Genomic DNA, 22,164 nt, shown 5'->3' on the forward strand with positions numbered 1-22,164 from the left:
TTCTCCCTTCCGGTGCCGTCCGGCGCTGGCGGCGCGTAGGTCTAGATGTCGTGCTTGCGAATGTTCTTCAGCATTTTCAAAAGCGTGGCGATGAGCGCGGAATATTCGGCGTCGTCGATATCGTCGAACATCGCCTCGAAGGCGTCATGCATGGCCGGCCAGGCGCGGGTGAACTCGGCGCGGCCATCGTCGGTCAGGAAGACATGGCGGATGCGGCTGTCGGTGACCCCCTGCTCGCGCCGCACCAGGCCTTGGCCCTCCAGCGTGTCGAGCGTCCGGCTCAAGGTCGACTGCTCGATCACCGTATAGACCGAGAGGTCGTTGACGGTGATGCCGTCGGTGACCGACAGCACGGCGAGCGTCCGCACCTGCGGAATGGTCAGGCCTTGCTTGCGGAAATCGTCGCGCAAGGTGGCGTTGTAGCGGCCCATGATGCGGTTCATCAGATAGGGTGCGAATTGCTGCAGGCCGATCTGCCCCAAAGTGGAAATGCGCTGGCGCTTTTCAGCAACCTTCTGTTCCATCACAGTCTCCCCGCCAGGAGAAAGCCGGAACCGCCGCCCAGACCCGCACCCGGGTGGGTCGAGGCACCGATATGGTAGAGGCCCTTGATCCCGGTCTGGTGGTTGCGGCTGGTCTTGAACGGCCGCCACAGGAACGACTGGTCGATGGTCGACGAGCCGCCATAAGGGTCGCCGCCAACCAGATTGATGTTCATCGCTTCGAGATCGGCCGGCGAATAGGCACGGCGCGCGATGACGCTGTCCTTGAAGCCGTCGATATGGCTGGCGAGGATGGCCTCGGCGCGGTCGGCATAGGCTTCACGTAGCGCCTCGGTCCATTGTCCGTCCGCCGGTGTCCCCAGCTTGCCGGCTGCGTCGCCCTTGATATGCCGGGGCGCCTCGGGCAGTTGCAGCCACAGGATGGCCTTGCCCTGCGGGCAGCGCGAGGGATCGAGCGCATGCGGCTGGCCGACGCAGATGGTCGGCACTTCAGGCAGCATGCCGCGCGCCGCCTCGTTGCAGGCTTTGGACACGCCATCCAGCCCCGGCGTCAGGTGCAGCAACGCGACCTTGTCGAGGCCTTCGCCGCGCCATGCCGGCGGCTTGTCCAGGGCGTAGTGGATCTGAAAATTGCCTTTGCCGTAGCGGTATTTCTGCGTCGCCTCGACATCGGTTTTGAGAGCATCAGCGCCGAGCAGCCGGCCATAGAGTTGCGTCGGCGTGACCGAGCAGATGACGCTCTTCTTCGCATTGACGGTTTCGCCCGAGGCCAGCCGCACGCCGGTGGCGCGGCCCCCGGTCAGGATGATGGAGGCAACGTCCGCTTCGGTGGAGATGACGCCGCGGCGCTCGGTGATGAGCGCCTCGAAGGCGGAGAGCAGGTTCTTCGCCCCGCCCTTGACGATTGGTGCGCCGGCCGCCTCCAGCGCAAAGGCGATGACCTTGGCGATCTGGCCGGAGAAGGCATCCTCGGGTCCGAGGCCGGCATGCAGCACCCAGGGCGCCCACAGCGCACGGATGGTTTCGGACTGGTAGGTGCTTTCGAGCCAGCCGCGCGCCGGCGCCAGCGCTTCGCCGAGGAAGGCGGCAAGGCCGCGTGGGCCGCGCCGCCAGGCGTCACCAGCCAGCAGCCTCGCTGTCGGATAGGACCACAGGCTGCCGCCGAGCAGGCCGAACAGCAGGCCGGCATTGCGTTCGATGCCACCAACATCATCTGCATGCCGGTCGCCGTCGCCGGCCGCGATGGCGTTTAGGGAGGTAACATTGGCGGCGCGGTCGGTGCTGAGCACGGCATGGCTGCCATCCGGCCGCAGCACGCCGGTCGGCGTGCCGGTGTGGCAGAACTCCAGCCCATGCCGGGCGAGGTCGGCGCCCAGTGCCGCAAAGGCCGGCGAGGTGATGAACAGCACGAAGGTCGTCGCCATCACATCATGGATGAAGCCGGGCGCGGTGATCTCCTCGGTGCGCATGCAGCCGCCAATGCGGTCGTTGCGCTCGAGCACGAGCACCTTCGCGCCCTTGCCGCCGAGCATCGCCGCGCAGACCAGCGCGTTGATGCCGCTGCCGACGATGATGTGATCGGGCGCGTTCATCGACACTTGCTCTCCGCCGGCAGGAGATGAGATTCAATCGCGCAGGGTTGCGTTCCTTCGCGCCCCCCTTGGCAGGACAGAGGGGGGCGCCGTAGAGCGCCACCACTGCACGGTTGCCGTACCATCACTCCAGTTTCGCCTGCGCGCATGATCTTCTCCTGAAGACCAACCTCATCCTATTGCTTCGACACCAGCGCCAGCGCGCGGATCGGGCTGCCGGTGCCGTGCTCGATCTTGAGCGGTGCGGCGATCAGGATGGCACCTTTCGGTGGCAGCTGGTCGAGATTGCAGAGGCTGGCAAGACCATAGCGGTTGGCCTTGTGCATCAGCGTGTGCGCCGGGAATGGTGGTTCCATGCCACCGGCCTTGCCGGCATCGGTGCCGATCGTCTCGCTGCCCCAGCCCTTGATGTCCTTGCTGATCAGGAACTGGATGGCTTCGGCTGTCGGTCCGGGCGTGTGCGGGCCGGTCTCATTGGCGTTGAGGAACTCGGCTTCGGAGCCATTGCGCTTGTACCAGTCGGTGCGCATCACCACCCACTCGCCGGCATTGATCGCGCCATGCTTGGCTTCCCATGCCTTGATGTGATCGACGGTGAGCAGGAAATCGTGGTCGGCGGCGGCTTCCTGCGAGCAGTCGATGACGTTGACCGGGCCGACGAAGTTCTGCGCCGGAATGGTGTCGGTGGCGCCGTCCGGATAATCCTTGCCGGTGATCCAGTGCTGCGGCGCGTCGAAATGCGTGCCCGAATGCTCGCCGAGCTTCAGCCAGTTCCACGCCCACCACGGGCCGTTCTTGTCATAGCGGGAGATGCTATGGATCTCGACCTTCGGCGTGTCGACGGCTAGTTCCGGCGGCAGCTTGATCAGCGGCGTGTCGGGACCGAGCGGCGCCGACAGGTCGACCACCTTGATGGCGCCTGAAAGAAGCTGGCCGGCGACTTCGCCGAGGAGTTTTTGGGTGTCCATGGTCTCTGTTCCCTCTTTCGTGATGATGATCAAGGCTCGTCTCGGCCCTTAATATCCTACTAGACGAAAACATATGCATCTGCAATTATCTTTAAGCATAAAGGAAATGGGAACGGGGCGTGAGCGAGTTCGACGCCATCTTTGTCGGGGCGGGCCACAACAGTCTGGCATGCGCCGCGCATTTGGCGCTCAAAGGCTGGAAAACCGGGATTTTCGAGCGCAGTGCAACAATCGGCGGCGCCGTCCAGACCCGCGAATTCACCCTTACCGGCTTCCGTCACGATTTCGGCGCGATGAATCTGAGCTTGTTTGCCGGCTCGGCCTTCCACCGGAAATATGCAAATGAATTGAACCGCCAAGGGTTGGAGTTCGCGCCGGTCGCCGACTGTTTTGCCAGCGCTTTTCCGGACGGACGCTGGTTCGGCGTCAGCAACGACCTGGAAAAGACCGCTGGGCGCATGGCTGCCTTTTCAGCCGCCGACGCCGCGACATGGCGCGGGCTGGTCGCCGCCTTTCCAGCTGAGGCCGAACATCTGTTTCGGCTGCTGGGATCGCCGATGAGCGCCCGCGCGCTTGCCGGCACGGCATGGAACCTGTGGCGCAAGAAGGGTATGTCCGGCGCGCTCGACACCGGCCGGCTGCTGCTGTCGTCGCCGCGCGCCTGGCTGGAGGAAAATTTCGAGTCGCCTTATGTGCGGGCGACGCTCGCCACCTGGGGCATGCATCTCGATTTCGCCCCCGACATCGCCGGCGGTGCCGTGTTCCCCTATCTGGAATCGATGGCCAACCAAAGTTTTGGCATGGTGCTGGGCAAGGGCGGCGCGGATACCATCATTCGCGCTCTGTCGGGCATGGTGACGTCTGCCGGCGGTACAATCGTCACCGGCGCCGAGGTGGCAGAGATCACGGTTTCCGGTGGCAAGGCGACCGGCGTACGGCTCGCTTCCGGTGAGATGCATATCGCCACCAAGGCCGTCATCGCCGGCGTCGCGCCCAAGGCGCTGACCGGCAAGCTGCTTCCCAACGGTTCGGGCGACGCCGGCTTCGATAGCGCAATGCAAAAATTCAGCCACGCACCGGGCACGATGATGATCCACCTGGCGCTCGACGACCTGCCTGACTGGCGCGCCGGTGCCGAGTTGCGGCAGTTTGCCTATGTGCATCTGTCGCCGTCGCTCGATGCCATGTCGCGCACCTATCAGCAGGCGATGGCGGGCCTGCTGCCGGACGAACCGGTGCTGGTCGTCGGCCAGCCGACAGCGATCGATCCGACGCGAGCGCCGGAAGGCAAACACGTGCTGTGGGTGCAAGTGCGCATGCTGCCGGCGGAAATCCTTGGCGACGCGGCGGGCAAGATCGCGCCCGCGCATTGGGACAAGGTCAAGGACAACTATGTCGAGCGCGTTCTCGACATCATCGAGAGCTACGCGCCCGGCCTGCGAAACAAGATCCTCGGCCGGGCGGTGTTTTCGCCGATCGACCTGGAGCGCGAGAACCCGAACCTCGTCGGCGGCGACCAGGTCTGCGGCAGCCACCATCTGGCGCAGAATTTCCTGTTTCGCCCAGTGCGCGGCTTTGCCGGCTGGAACACCCCTGTCGGCAATCTGCATCTCACGGGCGCCGCGACGTGGCCGGGCGCCGGCACCGGTGCCGCCTCGGGCTACATGCTCGCCCAACAGCTTGGCGGGAGGTAGGAGCCGAAAACGCATTTGGGGTGAAGGAAGGGCAAGGCGCGATTGCCCAAGGAGACCGAACCCACAGAACAGACTGTGACGCCGCGCTGAGAAAACAGAAAGCAACAAGGGGAACGACCATGACAATCAACAGACGCGAATTGCTCGGATACAGTGCCGCGGCACTCGGGTCGGCCGCCATCGGCCTGCCGCAGATCGCCAAGGCCGCCGCCGGCGAACTGACGATCGCCTACAACGTCAACCTGCCGTCCTGGGATCCGACCACGGGACCCTCGGCCGTCAACCCGACGATCCAGGGCCTCTACCAGTCGGTGTTCGACCAATTCATCCCGCAGAAGCCGGACCTTTCCTTCGCGCCCGGCCTGCTCACCGAATGGGGCTGGAACGACGACCGCACGAAGATCATGATGACGGTGCGCGAAGGCGTGACCTGGCATGACGGCTCGCCGTTCACGGCCGAAGACGTGGTCTGGTCGCTGCAGCGGGCGGGTGACGAAAAGACCGGCAACCCGATCCAGTTCGTCTGGAAGAACGTCAGCAATTTCAAGATCGACGGCAACAAGATCACCGGTGATGTCGTGCAGTTCGACCCGGTGTATTTCAAATGGATGTCGTTCCTGACCGGCTACATCATGCCGAAGGCCTATTACGAGAAAGTCGGCGCCGAAGGTTTTGAGAAGGCGCCGATCGGCACCGGCCCCTATATGGTGGAAAAATTCGAACGCAACGCCTTCCTGCGGCTGAAAGCCAATCCGAACTACTGGGGCGGCAAGCCGGCCTTCGAGAATGTGACGATCAAGTTCGTCGCCGATGCGGCGAGCCGCGTCGCCGAAATCGAGTCCGGCTCCTCGCAGGTGACGCTCGAAATCCCTTATGAGGAGTATGACCGCCTGATCGCCAAGGACGGGCTTGCCGGCACCTGCAAGAACGTCTCCGACATCGGCATGATCTTCTTCAACGACATCGAGGCGATGCTGGACAAGAACGTCCGCCAGGCAGCCGTGATGTCGATCGACAAGAAGCTGCTGGTCGACCGCCTGCTGCGCGGCTATGGCCAGCCGATCGACACGCTGGAGACGCCGGAATACACGGCCTACGATGCGTCGATCAAGGTCGAGCACAATCCGGAAAAGGCCAAGGAACTGCTCGCCGCCTCCGGCTATTCGCCGGAAAAGCCGGTCAAGTTCACCATACAGACGACCAAGGGCTTCAAGCCCAAGGACTACGAGATGATCCAGGCGATCGTCGGCATGTGGCGCAAGGTCGGCATCGAGGCGACGATCGAGGTCTACGAGATCGCCAAGCATTACGAGTTGCGCGCCGCCGACAAGCTGGCGCCGGCCGCCTTCTACAACTGGGGCAACGCGATCGGCGATCCGACCACCTCGACCGGCTTTGCCATGTATGGTCCGAGCCCGCATTCGGTGTGGGACAGCCAGGACCTGATCGAGATGATCAACCCGCTGTGGGGCGAGAAGGACGAGGCCAAGCGCATTGCCGGCTGGAAGGCTGTCGACAAATACATCGCCGAGCAGGCCTATGTGCTGCCGCTGATCCAATACGCGCAGCCGATCGTGCATGCCAAGGGCGTCAATGTCGTCCAGCATGTGTCCGGCGCGTTGCTGCCTGCCCTGATGACCCCGGCCTGAGAAAGGCAAGAAGGCGCGCTGCCGCAAGGCGGCGTGTCGCGTTCAACTGCGCAGGCCCCCTCATCCGGCCCTTCGGGCCATCTTCTCCCCGCTGGGGAGAAGGTAATGGCTCAGCCGTCAGCGGCCGGATGAGGGGGCAGTTCGTTCCATCCGTCATTGAAACGCATTAGGCTTACGCCACAATGCTTCTGCAAAGATTCCTGATCCGTCTTCTGACGATGCTGGTGACGCTGTTCGGCGTGGCCGTCGTCGTCTTTGTCGTGATCCGCGTTGCGCCGGGCGATCCGATCGCGATGATGCTGCCGCCTGGCGCCACGGATGCCGACATCGCCCGGCTGCGCGCACTCTACGGTCTCGACAAGACCATCGTGCAGCAGTTCTTCATCTGGCTGTCCGGCGTTGCCAGGGGCGATTTCGGCACCTCGATCTCGCTGCGACAGGACGTGCTCGGTCTTGTCTTCAACCGGCTGCCGGCAACGCTGGAGCTTGCGATCGTTGCCCTTGTGATGGCGGTGGTGATCGGCGGCACGACAGCAATCGTCGGCGCGCGCGAACGCGGCACGGCGGTCGAGGCCGGCATCGACATCGCCAGCGGTGCGGCGCTTTCCATTCCCGATTTCCTCTGGGGCCTGGTGCTGATCCTCTTGTTCGGCGTTCTGGTGCCGATCTTCGACATTTCCGGCCGGGTGTCGCCGCAGCTCGACCTGCCCTTCGCCACCCAGTTCTACCTGTTCGAGAGTATATTGCGGCTGCGCTTCGACCTGACCTGGGATCTCTTGAAGCACATGCTGATGCCGGCGGTTGCGCTGGCGCTGCCACTCGCGGCGATCATCTCGCAGCTGTTGAAACAGTCGCTGAAGGAAGTGCTCGACCTCGACTATGTCGTGCTGACGCGGGTCAAGGGTTTTTCGGAAACGCAGGTCATCCTGCGCGAGGCGCTGAAGAATGCTGCGCTGCCGACACTGACCCTGATTGGCGTGCAGTTCACCTTCCTGATCGGCGGCACGGTCATCGTCGAGCGGCTGTTCTCCTATGAAGGCCTCGGCAATATGGCGATCGATGCCGTCATCAACCGCGACCTGCCGCTGATCCAGGGCATCGTGCTGGTCTTTGCGCTGCTGTTCGTGCTGATCAACCTCACCGTCGACATGATGTATGCGCTGCTCAATCCGAGGCTGCGCCATGGATGAGGGACGTGCTCCGAGGCGTCGTGTGTCGCCACGCCTGTGGTTGGCCGGCGGCTGGCTGCTGCTGGCGCTGCTGGCCGCGATCTTCGCGCCGCTGGTCGCGCCGCAGGATCCGCTGGCGCAGGACCTGATGCTGGAACGGCTGCCGCCATTCTGGATGAGCGGCGCGGAGCCCGGCTATTGGCTCGGCACCGACAGCCTCGGCCGCGATCTCTTGTCCAGGCTGATCTTCGGTGGCCGCATCGCCTTTGTCGTCGCTTTCGCTGCTTCCATCGCGGCGTGCCTGGTCGGCTCGACGCTTGGGCTGATATCAGGCTATTTCGGCGGCTGGGCCGACCGCGTCATCTCGCGCGTCGTCGATGTCTGGATGGCGTTTCCGCCGGTGCTGTTCGCCATCCTGTTGGTCGCCGTGCTCGGCACCGGCCTGAGTTCCGTCATCATCGCCATCGCCGTCATCGACTGGACGCGCTTTTGCCGGGTGATCCGAGCCGAGACCATGGGCCAGTCGCGCATGGACTATGTCGAGAATGCTCGCATTGCCGGCTATGGCCGCATCGGCATTATGCTGCGCGAAGTGCTGCCCAATGTGGTGCCGTCGATCGTCGCCCTGCTGTCGCTGGAAATGGGCATCGCCGTCATCGTCGAGGCGATCCTGTCCTTCGTCAATTTGTCGATCTCGACCGACGATCCGACCTGGGGCGGCATCATCGCCGAGGGCCGGCTGTCGATCCATCAGGCCTGGTGGGTGCTGGTGTTCCCGCTGATCACGCTGATCCTCACCGTCCTGTCGTTCAGCCAGTTCGGCGAGGCGCTGAAGACGCGTTTCGACCCGGTGCTGCGATGAGCGCCTGTCTCGACATCAGCGGCTTGAGTGCCGTGCTGCCGAATGGCCAGCGCGTGCTGCGCTCGGTGTCGCTCTCCGTTCAGTCGGGCGAGGTACGCGCGCTGGTCGGCGAGAGCGGCGCCGGCAAGACGATGATCGGCAAGGCGGTGCTCGGTGTCCTGCCGTCGAGCGTGCGCATTGTCGAAGGCGATATAAGGCTTGAGGGCGAAGACCTCGGCAGACTGCAGCCGAAGGCAAGGCGCACGCTGATCGGCGCACGCACCGCGCTGATCCCGCAGGATCCGCTGACCGCGCTTAACCCGTCACGCCGCATCGGTTCGCAGATGACCGACCGGCTGGTGCGCATCCTGGGCTGGAGTGGCGAGAGGGCCGATACCCGAATTCGCCAATTGCTGGACGAGGTGCAGATTCGCGACCCCGACCGCGTGCTGAAAAGCTATCCGCACGAGCTTTCCGGCGGCATGCGCCAACGGGTGCTGATCGCCGCCGCCTTCGCCGCCGAACCACGGCTGATCGTCGCCGACGAACCGACGACTGCGCTCGATGTGACGGTGCAGAAGCAGATCCTGCGGCTGATCGTGCAGCTGCAGCGCGAGCACGGCACCGCGATCCTGTTCGTTACCCACGATCTCGGCGTCGTCGCCAAGATCAGCCAGAAGGTCTCGGTGCTCTATGCCGGCAAGGTGGTCGAAGAGGCCGAAACTGCTGCTCTCTTCGCCGCCCCGCAGCACCCCTATACGCGGGCGCTGATGGCCGCTACGCCGCGCTACACCGATCCCTTCGCCTCACTGAAGCCGGTGGACGAGGCGGTGCTGGCCGGGCTGGCCGCCGAGATCGCCGTTGCCGACCAGGCCTGGAGGCGGCCCCATGGCTGAGCCGCTGTTTTCCGTGCGCGGCCTCAAGGTCGCGCTGCCCGACATGACGCGCAAGCCGCTGATCGGTCGCGCGCCCTTGGCTGAGATCCTGAAGGGCCTGGATTTCGACCTGCCCAGGGGCTCGGTGACCGGCATCGTCGGTGAATCCGGATCGGGCAAGTCGACGCTCGGCCGCGCCCTGGTGCGTCTCCTGGAACCCAGCGCCGGCAGCATCAGATTCGATGGCCGCGACATCACGCATCTGCCGGAGGCGGAGCTCAGACCACTGCGCCGCAACCTGCAGATGATCTTCCAGGATCCGATGTCGTCGCTCAACCCGCGCCGCACCATTGCCAGCATCATCGCCGCGCCGCTCAAGCAGAATGGCCTTGGCGACAATCTCAAGGCGCGCGTCGCCGAAGCGCTGCAGCGGGTCGGCCTGCCGCATAGCTTCGCCAGCCGCTACCGCCACGAACTGTCGGGCGGCCAGCGCCAGCGCGTCGGCATTGCCCGCGCGCTGGCGCTGTCGCCGAAATTCGTGCTGGCCGATGAGATCGTCTCTGGCCTCGACGTGTCGACCCAGGCACAGATCCTGACCTTGCTGGAAAGACTGGCGGCCGAGATGGGCCTGACCGTCGCCTTCATCAGCCACGATCTGTCGGTGATCCGGCGGCTGTGCCGGCAAGTGATCGTCATGCGCGAAGGTGTGATCGTCGAAGCGAGCGCCACCGATGCCTTGTTCGACAAGCCACGGCAGGCCTACACGCGCGACTTGATCTCGGCCATTCCGCTGCCCGAAATCGATGCCGGCTGGCTGGACATCCCTTCCGCTGCCAAGGCGCCGACATGAACGCATATGCACGCCGAAAAGCGGGCCTCGGACGTGCGACCGGCAAATGACCAGCACCCGCCAATGGAGGAGGACTGACATGAAGATGGTACTTCGAAATGCAACGCTCGCTGTGGCGATGTTGGGCGGCGCCGGCATGGCCACCGCAAGCTCGATACCCGGCATGCGCGGCCACGACCACACCGGCATCACGGTTCCCGATATGAAGCAGGCGGTCGACTTCTTCACCGAGGTGGTCGGCTGCAAGAAGGCGATGTCGTTCGGTCCGTTCGCCGACGACAAGGGCACCTTCATGCAGGATGTTCTGGGCGTCGACCCGAAGGCTGTGATCGAGCAGATCACCATGGTTCGCTGCGGCACCGGATCGAACATCGAATTGTTCAAATACACCGCGCCCGACCAGAAGGATCTGACGCCGCGCAACAGCGACATAGGCGGCTTCCACATCGCCTTCTATGTCGATGACGTCGCCGCCGCCAAAGCCTATCTCGACGCCAAGGGCGTCAAGACGCGCATGGGGCCGATACCGGTTTCCGAAGGGCCGGCCGCCGGCCAGACCATTCTCTACTTCCAGGCACCTTGGGGTCTGCAGCTGGAAGCGATCAGTTACCCCTCGGGAATGGCTTACGAGAAAGGCGCCGAGACCGTGCTGTGGAGCCCGAAGAACCCGGAAAAATGATTGGAAGACGCGCTTGCGTGATGACACGCAAGCGCGCATTCGTGCTATCCGGATAATCATTTCGATATGAAACTTTAAGCTTGAAATAATTTCCCTCCGGCGCGATACTAAAAACCAGCAAGCGAAGAGGAGATCGCACAAATGAAGGTTGCGGTTCTCGGCGGCGGACCAGCCGGCCTCTACTTTGCCATCTCCATGAAGCTGAGGGACGCCGCGCACGAGGTGACGGTGTTCGAACGCAACCGCGCCGACGACACGTTCGGCTGGGGCGTCGTGCTGTCGGCCGAGACGCTCGACAATTTGTCGAAGAACGATCCGGTCAGCGCCGTCTGGATCAAGAAGCATTTCGCCTATTGGGACGACATCGCCGTCATCCATGACGGCGTGCGCACAGTTTCGACCGGACACGGTTTCTGCGGCATCGGCCGCAAGCGGCTGCTGGTCCTGCTGCAGCGGCGCGCGCGCGAACTCGGCGTCAAGCTGATGTTCGAGACCGACATCGCCGACCCCAAACCTTACATGGCGACGCATGACCTGGTCGTCGCCGCCGATGGGTTGAATTCCAAAGCGCGCAACACCTTCGTCGACATCTTCAAGCCCGACATCGACACCCGCAAATGCAAGTTCGTCTGGCTCGGCACCAACCAGAAATTCGACGACGCTTTCACCTTCATCTTCGAGAAGACCGAGCATGGCTGGGTGTGGGCACACGCCTACCAGTTCGACAGCGACACGGCGACGTTCATCGTCGAGTGCAGCGAACAGACTTGGGCTGCCTTCGGCTTCGGCGCGATGTCGCAACAGGAATCGATCGCGGTCTGCGAGCGCATCTTCGCCAAGCATCTTGGCGGCCATGCGCTGATGACCAATGCCAACCACATCCGTGGCTCGGCCTGGATCAATTTCCCGCGCGTGCTGTGCGAGCGTTGGTCCTACAAGAATCTGGCGCTGATGGGCGATGCGGCGGCATCGGCGCATTTCTCGATCGGCTCGGGCACCAAACTGGCGCTGGAGAGCGCGGTGGCGCTGGCCGAGTATGTCGAGTCGGAGCCGGATCTCGACGCCGCGTTTCGCAAATATGAGGATGCCCGCCGCACCGAAGTGCTGAAGCTGCAATCGGCGGCGCGCAATTCGCTCGAATGGTTCGAGGAGGTCGAGCGCTATCTCGGCCTCGATCCGGTGCAGTTCAACTATTCGCTGCTGACCCGCTCGCAACGCATCAGCCACGAGAATTTGCGGCTGCGCGATGCCGCATGGCTGGGCGGCGCGGAGGAATGGTTCCAGCGCCAGGCGGGCGCCGGCGGCAACAGCCTGCGCCGCGCGCCGATGTTCGCACCCTTCAAGCTGCGCGACATGACACTGCAGAACCGCATCGTCGTCTCGCCGATGGCGCAGTACAAGGCTATCGACGGCCGTCCGACCGACTGGCATTTCACCCACTACGCCGAACGCGCCAAGGGTGGCGCCGGCCTTATCTATATCGAGATGACCTGCGTCAGTCCCGAGGGGCGCATCACACCAGGCTGTCCCGGGTTCTATGCGCCAGAGCATGAGGTGGCGTGGAAGCGGCTGGTCGATTTCGTCCACACCGAGACCGAGGCGAAGATCTGCGCCCAGATCGGCCATTCCGGCGCCAAGGGCTCGACCCGGCTCGGCTGGGAGGGCACGGATGTACCGCTTAGCTCAGGCAACTGGCCGGTGATGGCGGCATCGGCCGTGGCGTGGTCGCCGCAGAACCAGGTGCCGAAGGCCATGGACCGCGCCGACATGGACAGGGTGTGCGACGAATTCGTGGCCTCGGCCGAAATGGCTGATCGCTGCGGCTTCGACATGCTCGAGATCCATGCCGCGCACGGCTATCTCCTGTCGTCCTTCATCACGCCAGTCACCAACCGGCGCACCGACGCCTATGGCGGTTCGCTCGAGAACCGCATGCGCTACCCCCTCGAGATCTTCCATGCGGTGCGCGCCGCCTGGCCGGCGGAGAAGCCGATCTCGATGCGCATTTCGGCCAATGACTGGGTCGGCATCGAGGGCGTGACGCCGGCCGACGCGGTCGAGATCGCGCGGCTGCTGCATGAGGCCGGGGTCGACATCTGCGACGTCTCGGCCGGCCAGACCTCGGCATTGGCAAAGCCGGTCTACGGCCGCATGTTCCAGACGCCGTTTTCCGACCGCATCCGCAACGAGGTCGGCATGGCGACGATGGCAGTCGGCAACATCTACGAACCAGACCATGTCAATTCGATCCTGATGGCCGGCCGCGCCGATCTCGTGGCGCTGGCACGGCCGCACCTCGCCGATCCCTACTGGACGCTGCATGCCGCCGTGACACTCGGCGACCGTGGCGTCAAATGGCCAGACCCCTATCTGCCTGGGCGCGACCAGCTCTACCGGCTGGCCGAGCGCGACGCCGCGGCGGGGCTGAAAGTATGACGGCCGCCACGACGATTGCGGGCAAGCACGCGCTGGTCACCGGCGGTGGCTCCGGCGTCGGCCGGGCCATCGCGCTGGCGCTCGCAGGCGCGGGCATCGACGTGACTATCTGCGGCCGCCGCCAGGCGGAACTCGCCAAGGTGGCTGGCGAAAGCGACCGCATCTTCGGCATTGCCGCCGACGTCACCAACGAGGCGGCCATGGCGTCGCTCTATGAGACGGCGGAAGCCGCGCGCGGGCCGATCGACATCGTCGTCGCCAATGCCGGGATGGCCGGCAGCGTAGCGGCGCACAAGACCACGCTTGCCGACTGGCAGCGGACCCTCGACGTCAACCTGACCGGAGCCTTCCTGACGGTGAAGCCGGCGCTGGCAGGCATGGCGGCGCGAAAGGCGGGGCGGATCGTCTTCATCGCTTCCACGGCCGGCCTGAAAGGCTATGCCTATGTCGCGCCCTATGTCGCCGCCAAGCATGGCGTCGTCGGCCTGATGCGGGCGCTGGCGGCTGAGACGGCGAAATCCGGCGTCACCGTCAACGCGGTGTGCCCGGGTTTTGTGGAAACCGAGATGCTGGAGGAGTCCATTCAGCGTATCATCGAAAAGACCGGCCGCTCAGTCGAGCAGGCACGGTCGAGCCTCGCCTCGACCAACCCGCAAGGCCGCTTCATCCAGCCGCAAGAAATTGCCGCCGCCGTGCTGTGGCTGTGTGGCGATGCTGCGGCGTCGATCACCGGACAGGCGATTTCCATTTCAGGAGGCGAAACATGGTAGCCGGCCCCCTGCCCGCGCCGTCGGGACCCGGCAAGGACCGCTTGCGCCTCTGGATAAGGCTGCTGCGTGCCTCGCGCACGATCGAGGCCGAATTGCGCGAGCGCCTGAAGAAGGAGTTCAACACGACGCTGCCGCGCTTCGACGTGATGGCCGCACTCTATCGCGCGCCGGAAGGCATGCTGATGAGCGACCTGTCGCGCTTCCTGCTGGTGTCCAACGGCAATGTCACTGGCATTGTCGACCGGCTCGTATCGGAGGGACTTGTCGCCCGCGCGAGGCGCAATGGCGACCGCCGCACCTCGATGGTGCGGCTGACCGAGGAAGGCTCGAAGACTTTCGGCATCATCGCCGCGGCGCATGAAGGCTGGATCGGTGAATTGCTGGGCAAGGTAAGCGAGGACGACGCGCGCCGGCTGACCGGCATGCTGACCTCGTTCCGCAGCAACTGGGAGGGACGCGAATGACCGGGATGGCCGGCCTCATGCCGAAGCATTTCCTCTGGCAGGTCGAGGGCAGGATCGCAAAGGTCCGGCTCGACCGGCCCGAGCGCAAGAACCCGCTGACCTTCGACAGCTATGCCGAGTTGCGCGACACGTTCCGCGACCTCGTCTATGCCGACGACGTCGACGCCGTGGTGTTCCTCTCCAATGGCGGCAATTTCTGCTCCGGCGGCGATGTCCACGACATCATCGGGCCGCTGGTCAAGATGGACATGAAGCAGCTTCTCGCCTTCACCCGCATGACCGGCGATTTCGTCAAGGCAATGCTGAATTGCGGCAAGCCGATCATTGCGGCGGTCGATGGCGTTGCGGTCGGCGCCGGCGCCATCATCGCCATGAGCTCCGATATCCGCATCGCCACGCCGGAAGCCAAGACGGCCTTCCTGTTCACCCGCGTCGGCCTCGCCGGCTGCGACATGGGCGCCTGCGCGATCCTGCCGCGCATCATCGGCCAGGGCCGCGCCGCTGAACTGCTCTACACCGGCCGCACCATGACGGCGGCGGAAGGCGAGCGCTGGGGTTTCTACAACCGGCTGGTCGATGCCGCCTCGCTGGAGGCCGACGCGCTCGACATGGCGGCGCGCATCGTCTCCGGCCCGACCTTCGCCCACGGCATCACCAAGACGCAGCTCAACCAGGAATGGTCGATGGGTCTCGAACAGGCGATCGAGGCGGAAGCGCAGGCGCAAGCGATCTGCATGCAGACGCGCGATTTCGAGCGCGCCTACAAGGCGTTCGTGGCCAAGGACAAGCCGGTGTTCGAGGGCAATTGATGGCTGACAAGAGTTTCCTCAACTGGCCGTTCTTTGAAGATCGTCATCGCGAACTGGCCGAACGGCTGGACGAATGGTGTGCGAAAAACCTGCCGGTCGATCACCATGACGTCGATGCCGCCTGCCGCGAGCTGGTGGGCAAGCTCGGCAGGGACGGCTGGCTGAAGCCGACGGCTGTAGACACGGACAATCCCGGCCCCCTCGACGTGCGCACTCTGTGCATCACGCGCGAGACGCTCGCCCGCCATGATGGGCTCGCCGATTTCGCCTTCGCCATGCAAGGGCTGGGCACCGGCGCGCTCAGCCTGTTCGGCACACCCGAGCAGCAGCAATGGCTGGCAAAGACACGGGCCGGCAAGGCGATTTCCGCCTTCGCCTTGTCGGAACCGCGCTCGGGATCGGATGTCGCCAACACGGAAATGACGGCGACGCGCGACGGCGACAGCTATGTTCTGTCCGGCGAAAAGACCTGGATCTCCAATGGCGGCATCGCCGATCTCTATGTCGTCTTTGCCCGCACCGGCGAAGCACCGGGCGCCAAGGGGCTTTCCGCCTTTCTGGTGCCGGGCGACGCCAACGGCCTTGGCATCGCTGAACGCCTCGAAGTGATCGCGCCGCATCCGCTGGCGCGGCTGTCGTTCGACCACGTCCGCCTGCCCGCCTCGGCGCTGATCGGCAGGCCCGGCGACGGCTTCCGCATCGCCATGTCGGTGCTCGACGTGTTCCGCTCGACTGTGGGTGCGGCAGCGCTCGGCTTTGCCCGCCGCGCACTGGATGAAAGCATCAAAAGGGTGGCCGAGCGCAAACTGTTCGGCGCGCCGATGGCCGAGCTGCAGATGGTGCAGGGTCATATCGCCGACATGGCGCTCGACGTCGATGCGGCAGCACTGCTGGTCTACCGCGCCGCCTGGACCAAGGACATGGGCGCGGCGCGTGTCACCCGCGAGGCGGCGATGGCCAAGCTGTTCGCCACCGACAAGGCGCAAGAGGTGATCGACAAGGCCGTACAGCTGCATGGCGGCGACGGCGTTCGCAAAGGCCATATCGTCGAAAGCCTGTATCGCGAGATCCGCGCGCTGCGCATCTATGAGGGCGCTTCCGACGTGCAGAAAGTGGTGATTGCGCGACAGGTGATGGGCGCGGCCTGACGGCAGGAAATTGACGGGCATTCGATTTTGAGAATTGGTTTTTGGACTACCGGGAGGTTTTGAATGCACGAGATTCTGCAGCCGGAAGGCTGGGCAAAACCTGTCGGCTACGCCAACGGCGTCGCGGCGCACGGCAAGCTCATCTTCGTTGGCGGACAGGTCGGCTGGAACGGCCAGTGCCAGTTCGAGACCGATGATTTCGTCGGCCAGGTGCGGCAGACGCTTGAGAACATCGTGGCGGTGCTGGCGGAAGCCGGGGCCGGGCCGCAGCACATCACCTCGATGACCTGGTATTTCACCGACAAGGCCGAATACCTGGCCAACCTCAGGGGTATCGGCGAGGCCTATCGCGAGGTGATCGGCCGGCATTTTCCGGCGATGGCCGCCATGCAGGTGATGGCGCTGGTCGAGGACCGAGCCAAGGTCGAGATCCAGGCCACAGCCGTCATTCCAGAGTAAGGTGCGTCGATATTCAGGTGAGGCCGGCCTGCAAACGGCAGCTTCCTGCGCTTCCGGTGCTCACGTACTTCAAGTACGCTCCGCTCCGGTTCTCGGAAGCCACCATTCTCGACGCGGCCTGACCTGAATCTCAACGCACCTTGGGCTATCCGCGAAGGCCCGCCTGCTTCAAAATGGGCAGCACGTGATCGCAGAAATACGGCAGTTCCTGCGTGTAATTGACGAAGGACAGCGCGATGCCCTGATAGCCCTGCTCGGCAATGGCGACCATGTCGGCGGCAATCGTTTCCGGTGTTCCAATCAAAGGGTAAGTGCCGGCGCCGCCGGCGAAACGCTGCCGGTAGCGATCATAGGCGTGCGGGTCGTGCGATTGCGAGAATTCCTTCTTGCCGGCCATATGGGCATCGACCGCGTCGTGGTCGGCCGTATCAACCGCATAGCGCGTGTAATAGGCCTGCGCCTCTTCCGTCGTCGGGCGGCAAACGACATGCGCCACCGTGTAGACGCCGACATCGCGGCCCACCTTGTCGGCGCGCTCGCGTATGTCGGCTACGTGCTTGCCGGCATCGCTCATCTCGGAAAAGGTCGTGAACAGATAGTCGCATCTGGCGGCGGCGAAATCCCTGCCCGGCCCGCCGAAAGCGGCGTTCATGGTCACCGGGCGCGGAACTTGCAGACTGGCCGGACGGCTCACCGCTTCCTTGAGACGATAATAGGTGCCTTCATAATCGAGAGGCTCGGCCGACGCATAAAGCCTTTCGAGGATCTCGATCCATTCGGCCGCCTGGTCGTAGCCCTTTTCGACCAGCGGCGTGCCGAACATGCCGAATTCCTTCGGGTTCCAGCCGCAGACGATGTTGAGGCCGGCGCGGCCGTGGCTGATATGGTCGACCGTCGCCAGCGCCTTGGCGGCATAGAGCGGATGCACGAGCGGCACATGCACGGTCATGAACAGGCCGATCTGCTCGGTGGTCGCGGCAAGTGCCGCCGCCCAGGTGAAGGTCTCGAACGACCATTCGCGCACCTTGTTGCGGCCGCCAAAGCCGCGCCAGCGCGCGATCGGCAGCATGAACTCCAGCCCGGCGCGGTCGGCGACCTGCGCCGCCGTCAGATTGTCCTGCCAGCTTGCCATCCAGCGTTCCGGCACATCGGTGATGGCAAGCCCGCCATCGGCATTGGTCGAAAAGACGCCGAGCTTCAGTTTGTTCGGGCCGTGCAGGGGATGCGTTTTCATCATGTCTCGAACTCGCGGCGGGAGAGCACACGCTAGGCCCGCGCGAAAATATTTCAAGCATGAAATAGCTTCGCCTCGCGATGGTTTGCGGATATGGATTCTGGCAAAGCGAGAAAGGGATGGGCATGAGCGAGTTCCGTCAGAAATGTATCGGCAAGACGAACCTCGTCGGTTCCTTTGTCGCCATTCCCCATCCCGTCGCGGTCGAAGTGATGGCGCAGTCCGGTCTCGATTTTCTCTGCATCGACTGGGAACATGCCCAGATATCGCGCGACATGATCGAGACCATGGTGCGCGCGGCCGACGTGCATCGCGTGCCGGCGATGGCGCGCGTTCCGGGCCATGCGCCGGAAGCGATCCAGACCGCGCTGGACAGCGGCGCGCAAGGCGTGCTGATCCCACGCGTCTCGACTGCCGCCCAGGCGGCGATGGCCGTCAAAGCCTCGCGCTATCCGCCGCGGGGCGAGCGCGGCGTCGGACCCGGCCGGGCCGCAGGCTACGGCTATCGCATTCCCGAATATCTCGCCGGCGCCAATGACAGGATCGTCGTCGCGGTCCAGGTCGAGACCGCCGAAGGGCTGGCCAACATCGAAGCGATCGCGGCCGTCGACGGCGTCGACGTGATCTTCGTCGGACCCGGCGATCTTTCGGTGTCGATCGATGCGATCGGACCGAAAGGCGCCGACAAGCTTACCGAGGCGATCCGCAGGATCATCGGTGTGACGGTCGCTCACGGCAGGACATCAGGCATCTTCTGCGCAAAGCCGCAGGACGTGGTCCAGTGGGCAGCCATCGGCGCCAGCTTCTTCGTGCTGGCCAGCGACACGATGTTTCTCGGCGCGGGCGCTGCTGCCGGCACCTCCGCCGCCCGCGCCGAACTGACCTGAGACGGCCGCAGCTAGGCAAAAAGGCGTATCGGCCGGGCAACAGGCCGGTCAAACTTTTTAAGCTTAAAACTTTCGCCTTGAAAAGCGCCGCGCTTTGGATAAGCATTCCAAGATCGATGGCGACTGCCGTGCCGGATGGGCTTGCCGGCCAATCCATCGTGGTGCTCCGGGTGGGAGGGGTTTCAGTCCTTGTCGTTCATACTGCCCCAGTCATCGTCCAGCGCGCGCTATGCTTTCGATGGCGTGCGCGCCCAAATTCGTGATCTTCACACCGAAAACATCGCCAACCTTGCCGTGCGGGCGCGCGAGCTCGGCGACGTCATCGCACTCTGGTATGGCGAAGGCGACATGGTGACGCCCGCCTTCATCCGCGATGCGGCCAAGGCGGCCTTCGATGAAGGCCTGACTTTCTACATTCCCAACATGCGCGGCCATGGCCCCCTGAATGAGGCACTGTCGGAGTACCAGACGCGCATCCATGGCCGGCCGATCCCGGTCGCGCGCACCACGGTCACGCCGGGCGGCATGCAGGCGCTGTATCTGGCGCTGGAACTGCTGGTCGATACCGGCACCAACGTCGTCTATGTCGCGCCGCAATGGCCCAACATCCACAACGCCATCCACCTGATCGGCGGCGAGCCGCGGCCGTTTTCACTCGACTTCAACGGCGACTGGCATCTGGACCTCGACCGGTTGTTTGCGACCTGCGATGCGCGCACGCGGGCGATCTTCCTGTCGACGCCGTCCAACCCGACCGGCTGGACCGCCTCAGATGAAGAAATGCGCGCGCTGCTCGACTTCAGCCGGCGCACCGGCATCTGGATCATCTCCGACGAGGTCTACGGCCGGCTCTATTTCGACGGCGACGTTGCTCCCTCGATCCTGCAGATCGCCGAGGACGGCGACCGGGTGCTGTCGGTCAACAGCTTCTCCAAGGCCTGGGCGATGACCGGCTGGCGCATCGGCTGGCTGACGCATCCGTCCGGGGTGGCCGACCAGCTCGGCGCCATGACGCAATATGTCAACAGCGGCACCGCCGCGCCAATCCAGGCCGGTGCGGTTGCAGCGATCCGCCAGGGCGAGCCGCTGGTCGAGGAGATCAGGCAACGGATCAGGACCGGCCTTGACCTCGCCTATGACAGGCTGGCGCAGATTCCAGGCGTCATCCTGCCTGCGAAACCGCGCGGCGGCATGTATGCCTTCTTTGCCATGGAAGGCGAGAGCGATGCACGTCGCGCCTGCGCCAGGATTCTTGAGACGGCGCGCGTCGGGCTGGCACCCGGCCATCTCTTTGGAAGTTCGGCAACGGCCTTCCTGCGGATGTGCGTGTGCCGAGAACGCGAAGAGATAGCGACCGCACTCGACCGCATGGTCGCGGCCATGAATTGACGCCCTGCCGAAAAGTGAGGCGGCAAGAAACCGTGCGGGGCCAACCCCGCCCGATCAACAACCAGAGGGAACACCCCAGAGGGAACACCAATGAACCTGAACCGTCGCAATCTCATTCTTCTCGCCGCCGCCATCGGCATCGCCGCTGGTCCTGCCGCCGCTTATGCCGCCGACGTGCTCAATGTCGGCGCCTACCCGACCAATCCGCCCTTCGAGTACAAGAACGAGAGCGGCACCTTCGAGGGCTTTGAAGTCGACATCGTCAACGAAGCGGCAAAGCGCGTCGGCATGACCACCGATATCGCCGACCTCGGCTTCCAGGCGCTGTTCGCCGCCACCACCTCGAAGCGCATCGATGTCGCCATCTCGTCGATCACCATCACGCCGGAGCGGCTGAAGTCGCAGTCGTTCACGCAGCCCTATTATGATTCCGACATGGGCATCGCCACCAAGACCGACAGCCCGATCAAGGCCGAAGCCGACCTCAAGGGCAAGATCGTCGGCGTGCTGTCCGGCTCGACCGGCGAAAGCTGGGTCAAGGCGCATCAGGAAGCCGACGGCTTCAGCGACGTGAAGGGCTACGACACGCAGCAGAACCTGCTGCTCGATCTCAGCGCCGGTCGCGTCGATGCGGCTGTCAGCGACATTCCGGGCATGCAGTATTCCTTCACCAAGATGAAGGACCTGACGGTCAAGGAGCGTATCAAGACCGGTGAGCAGTACGGCCTGATGATGACCAAGGACCACCCGCTGCTCGGCAAGCTGAACGACGCGCTGACCGCGATGAAGAAGGACGGCACGCTGGCCGCCATCCACAAGAAGTGGTTCGGCAGCGACGCGCCGGCCGATTCCTCGACCGTCAAGGAAATGCCATTGCCGAAGGCCTGAGCGGCGACTGACAGAACGCAGGCGTGCCGGCTCGAAAGGCCGGCACGTCCCGTTTTCATCGATGATCCTTCCCGGAGCCGCAGCCGATGCGGCGAAACCGATTTCGGTGTTCGGGTCTTGCTCTCGCGTCACGGGACGCAAAACGGTTCGGGAACGCTCCCATGTCGCTGCTGGACACCTTCTTCAACCCCGATGTCATCATGTCCAGCCTGCCGGCGCTGCTGCGCGGCTTCCTGAACACGCTGCTGCTCGGCATCCTGAGCATCGGCATCGGCATCCCCATCGGCCTGGGAATCAGCCTGGTGCGGCTCTACGCGCCAAAGCCGCTGCGGTGGCTCGCAGTCGGCTACACCGACATCTTCCGTGCCTTACCGGTGCTGGTCGTGCTGATCCTGATCTACTACGCGCTGCCGTTCCTCGGCATCCGCCTGTCGTCCTGGGCCTCCGCGGTGACGGCGTTCGCCTTCATCATGTCGGCCTATTCGGCCGAGGTGTTCCGCTCCGGCATCGAGAGCATCCCGCGCGGCCAGTTCGAGGCGTCGCAGGCGCTTGGCCTGCCGTTCCTGCTGACCTTGCGCAAGGTGGTGCTGCCGCAAGCGATCCGCGTGGTCATCCCGCCGATGACAAGCAACTGCGTCTCGATGTTCAAGGACACCTCGCTCGCCTCGACCGTGGCGCTGCCGGAACTCCTGAAGGAAGCGACCAATGCGCAGTCGCTCTACGCCAACCCGTCGCCGCTGATCGGCGCAGCACTTGTCTATCTCATCTTCCTCTGGCCGATGGTCCGCCTCGTCAGCCTGCTTGAGGAACGCTTCAAGACCGAGAAGACGCGCTGACCTCGCCAACCGATCCCACCCGCC

The 22,164-nt window shown here is 64.3% G+C and carries 21 protein-coding genes; 17 read left to right on the plus strand and 4 right to left on the minus strand.

What is annotated here, in order from left to right; all coding sequences use genetic code 11:
* Nucleotides 1-41: 41 nt before the first annotated feature.
* The 3 genes from B5V02_RS13945 to B5V02_RS13955 form a co-directional block, all read right to left on the minus strand.
* Nucleotides 42-524 carry a MarR family winged helix-turn-helix transcriptional regulator gene (locus B5V02_RS13945; RefSeq protein WP_111544741.1) on the minus strand — a complete coding sequence of 161 codons (483 nt, stop codon included), beginning with the start codon at nt 522-524 and terminating at the stop codon, nt 42-44.
* Nucleotides 524-2,095 carry a phytoene desaturase family protein gene (locus B5V02_RS13950; RefSeq protein WP_111544742.1) on the minus strand — a complete coding sequence of 524 codons (1,572 nt, stop codon included), beginning with the start codon at nt 2,093-2,095 and terminating at the stop codon, nt 524-526. Before B5V02_RS13950 ends, B5V02_RS13945 begins: the two co-directional genes overlap by 1 nt.
* A gap of 176 nt (nt 2,096-2,271) precedes the next feature.
* Nucleotides 2,272-3,063, minus strand: coding sequence for a cyclase family protein (locus B5V02_RS13955; RefSeq protein WP_111545388.1), 792 nt, complete (start codon nt 3,061-3,063; stop codon nt 2,272-2,274).
* Between the two features lie 119 nt (nt 3,064-3,182).
* Between B5V02_RS13955 and B5V02_RS13960 the strand changes: the two genes are divergently transcribed.
* The 13 genes from B5V02_RS13960 to B5V02_RS14020 all read left to right on the plus strand — a co-directional run bounded on the left by B5V02_RS13960 (nt 3,183) and on the right by B5V02_RS14020 (nt 16,906).
* A complete protein-coding gene (locus tag B5V02_RS13960; RefSeq protein WP_111544743.1) occupies nt 3,183-4,757 on the plus strand; it encodes a phytoene desaturase family protein in 1,575 nt (524 codons plus the stop codon).
* A gap of 119 nt (nt 4,758-4,876) precedes the next feature.
* Nucleotides 4,877-6,406, plus strand: a complete 1,530-nt coding sequence (locus tag B5V02_RS13965) for an ABC transporter substrate-binding protein (protein ID WP_111544744.1) — start codon at nt 4,877-4,879, stop codon at nt 6,404-6,406.
* 182 nt (nt 6,407-6,588) lie between these two features.
* Nucleotides 6,589-7,596 (plus strand): ABC transporter permease, encoded by a 1,008-nt coding sequence (locus B5V02_RS13970; protein ID WP_111544745.1) that lies wholly within the window; start codon nt 6,589-6,591, stop codon nt 7,594-7,596.
* Complete coding sequence (locus B5V02_RS13975; RefSeq protein WP_111544746.1) at nt 7,589-8,437, plus strand: ABC transporter permease; 849 nt, start codon at nt 7,589-7,591, stop codon at nt 8,435-8,437. Before B5V02_RS13970 ends, B5V02_RS13975 begins: the two co-directional genes overlap by 8 nt.
* A complete protein-coding gene (locus tag B5V02_RS13980) occupies nt 8,434-9,312 on the plus strand; it encodes an ABC transporter ATP-binding protein (RefSeq protein WP_111544747.1) in 879 nt (292 codons plus the stop codon). The genes B5V02_RS13975 and B5V02_RS13980 overlap by 4 nt, the downstream gene beginning before the upstream one ends.
* On the plus strand, nt 9,305-10,141 hold the full coding sequence (locus B5V02_RS13985) for an ATP-binding cassette domain-containing protein (protein ID WP_111544748.1): 837 nt from the start codon (nt 9,305-9,307) through the stop codon (nt 10,139-10,141). The genes B5V02_RS13980 and B5V02_RS13985 overlap by 8 nt, the downstream gene beginning before the upstream one ends.
* A gap of 85 nt (nt 10,142-10,226) precedes the next feature.
* Nucleotides 10,227-10,820, plus strand: coding sequence for a VOC family protein (locus tag B5V02_RS13990; RefSeq protein ID WP_378916389.1), 594 nt, complete (start codon nt 10,227-10,229; stop codon nt 10,818-10,820).
* 141 nt (nt 10,821-10,961) lie between these two features.
* Nucleotides 10,962-13,256: a bifunctional salicylyl-CoA 5-hydroxylase/oxidoreductase gene (locus B5V02_RS13995; protein WP_111544750.1), complete on the plus strand. Its 2,295-nt coding sequence runs from the start codon at nt 10,962-10,964 to the stop codon at nt 13,254-13,256.
* Nucleotides 13,253-14,026: an SDR family NAD(P)-dependent oxidoreductase gene (locus B5V02_RS14000; protein WP_111544751.1), complete on the plus strand. Its 774-nt coding sequence runs from the start codon at nt 13,253-13,255 to the stop codon at nt 14,024-14,026. Before B5V02_RS13995 ends, B5V02_RS14000 begins: the two co-directional genes overlap by 4 nt.
* Nucleotides 14,020-14,490, plus strand: coding sequence for a MarR family winged helix-turn-helix transcriptional regulator (locus B5V02_RS14005; RefSeq protein ID WP_111544752.1), 471 nt, complete (start codon nt 14,020-14,022; stop codon nt 14,488-14,490). Before B5V02_RS14000 ends, B5V02_RS14005 begins: the two co-directional genes overlap by 7 nt.
* Nucleotides 14,487-15,299, plus strand: coding sequence for an enoyl-CoA hydratase family protein (locus tag B5V02_RS14010; RefSeq protein WP_111544753.1), 813 nt, complete (start codon nt 14,487-14,489; stop codon nt 15,297-15,299). The genes B5V02_RS14005 and B5V02_RS14010 overlap by 4 nt, the downstream gene beginning before the upstream one ends.
* Complete coding sequence (locus tag B5V02_RS14015; RefSeq protein WP_111544754.1) at nt 15,299-16,447, plus strand: acyl-CoA dehydrogenase family protein; 1,149 nt, start codon at nt 15,299-15,301, stop codon at nt 16,445-16,447. Before B5V02_RS14010 ends, B5V02_RS14015 begins: the two co-directional genes overlap by 1 nt.
* A gap of 63 nt (nt 16,448-16,510) precedes the next feature.
* On the plus strand, nt 16,511-16,906 hold the full coding sequence (locus B5V02_RS14020) for a RidA family protein (RefSeq protein WP_111544755.1): 396 nt from the start codon (nt 16,511-16,513) through the stop codon (nt 16,904-16,906).
* Between the two features lie 145 nt (nt 16,907-17,051).
* Here the strand turns inward: B5V02_RS14020 and B5V02_RS14025 are convergent, their stop codons facing one another.
* Entirely contained in the window at nt 17,052-18,143 is a 1,092-nt protein-coding gene (locus B5V02_RS14025; RefSeq protein ID WP_111544756.1) for an LLM class flavin-dependent oxidoreductase, read from the minus strand.
* Nucleotides 18,144-18,265: 122 nt separating this feature from the next.
* Between B5V02_RS14025 and B5V02_RS14030 the strand changes: the two genes are divergently transcribed.
* The 4 genes from B5V02_RS14030 (at nt 18,266) to B5V02_RS14045 (ending at nt 22,140) form a co-directional block, all read left to right on the plus strand.
* Nucleotides 18,266-19,027 (plus strand): HpcH/HpaI aldolase family protein, encoded by a 762-nt coding sequence (locus tag B5V02_RS14030; RefSeq protein ID WP_111545389.1) that lies wholly within the window; start codon nt 18,266-18,268, stop codon nt 19,025-19,027.
* 189 nt (nt 19,028-19,216) lie between these two features.
* Complete coding sequence (locus tag B5V02_RS14035; protein WP_167458491.1) at nt 19,217-20,416, plus strand: pyridoxal phosphate-dependent aminotransferase; 1,200 nt, start codon at nt 19,217-19,219, stop codon at nt 20,414-20,416.
* Between the two features lie 90 nt (nt 20,417-20,506).
* A complete protein-coding gene (locus tag B5V02_RS14040; RefSeq protein WP_111544757.1) occupies nt 20,507-21,304 on the plus strand; it encodes an ABC transporter substrate-binding protein in 798 nt (265 codons plus the stop codon).
* Between the two features lie 161 nt (nt 21,305-21,465).
* Nucleotides 21,466-22,140: an amino acid ABC transporter permease gene (locus B5V02_RS14045; RefSeq protein ID WP_111544758.1), complete on the plus strand. Its 675-nt coding sequence runs from the start codon at nt 21,466-21,468 to the stop codon at nt 22,138-22,140.
* Nucleotides 22,141-22,164 lie beyond the last annotated feature (24 nt).

The sequence above is a fragment of the Mesorhizobium kowhaii genome (assembly GCF_003253745.1).
Lineage (GTDB): Bacteria > Pseudomonadota > Alphaproteobacteria > Rhizobiales > Rhizobiaceae > Mesorhizobium > Mesorhizobium kowhaii.

Coding starts and splice junctions, on each gene's coding strand:
- B5V02_RS14005 (WP_111544752.1), top strand. CDS start 14,020: ATGGTAGCCGGCCCCCTGCCCGCGCCGTCGGGACCCGGCAAGGACCGC.
- B5V02_RS14015 (WP_111544754.1), top strand. CDS start 15,299: ATGGCTGACAAGAGTTTCCTCAACTGGCCGTTCTTTGAAGATCGTCAT.
- B5V02_RS14020 (WP_111544755.1), top strand. CDS start 16,511: ATGCACGAGATTCTGCAGCCGGAAGGCTGGGCAAAACCTGTCGGCTAC.
- B5V02_RS14025 (WP_111544756.1), bottom strand. CDS start 18,143: ATGATGAAAACGCATCCCCTGCACGGCCCGAACAAACTGAAGCTCGGC.
- B5V02_RS13975 (WP_111544746.1), top strand. CDS start 7,589: ATGGATGAGGGACGTGCTCCGAGGCGTCGTGTGTCGCCACGCCTGTGG.
- B5V02_RS13985 (WP_111544748.1), top strand. CDS start 9,305: ATGGCTGAGCCGCTGTTTTCCGTGCGCGGCCTCAAGGTCGCGCTGCCC.
- B5V02_RS14040 (WP_111544757.1), top strand. CDS start 20,507: ATGAACCTGAACCGTCGCAATCTCATTCTTCTCGCCGCCGCCATCGGC.
- B5V02_RS14030 (WP_111545389.1), top strand. CDS start 18,266: ATGAGCGAGTTCCGTCAGAAATGTATCGGCAAGACGAACCTCGTCGGT.
- B5V02_RS13990 (WP_378916389.1), top strand. CDS start 10,227: ATGGTACTTCGAAATGCAACGCTCGCTGTGGCGATGTTGGGCGGCGCC.
- B5V02_RS13995 (WP_111544750.1), top strand. CDS start 10,962: ATGAAGGTTGCGGTTCTCGGCGGCGGACCAGCCGGCCTCTACTTTGCC.
- B5V02_RS14010 (WP_111544753.1), top strand. CDS start 14,487: ATGACCGGGATGGCCGGCCTCATGCCGAAGCATTTCCTCTGGCAGGTC.
- B5V02_RS13970 (WP_111544745.1), top strand. CDS start 6,589: ATGCTTCTGCAAAGATTCCTGATCCGTCTTCTGACGATGCTGGTGACG.
- B5V02_RS13945 (WP_111544741.1), bottom strand. CDS start 524: ATGGAACAGAAGGTTGCTGAAAAGCGCCAGCGCATTTCCACTTTGGGG.
- B5V02_RS13950 (WP_111544742.1), bottom strand. CDS start 2,095: ATGAACGCGCCCGATCACATCATCGTCGGCAGCGGCATCAACGCGCTG.
- B5V02_RS13980 (WP_111544747.1), top strand. CDS start 8,434: ATGAGCGCCTGTCTCGACATCAGCGGCTTGAGTGCCGTGCTGCCGAAT.
- B5V02_RS14000 (WP_111544751.1), top strand. CDS start 13,253: ATGACGGCCGCCACGACGATTGCGGGCAAGCACGCGCTGGTCACCGGC.
- B5V02_RS14045 (WP_111544758.1), top strand. CDS start 21,466: ATGTCGCTGCTGGACACCTTCTTCAACCCCGATGTCATCATGTCCAGC.
- B5V02_RS13965 (WP_111544744.1), top strand. CDS start 4,877: ATGACAATCAACAGACGCGAATTGCTCGGATACAGTGCCGCGGCACTC.
- B5V02_RS13955 (WP_111545388.1), bottom strand. CDS start 3,063: ATGGACACCCAAAAACTCCTCGGCGAAGTCGCCGGCCAGCTTCTTTCA.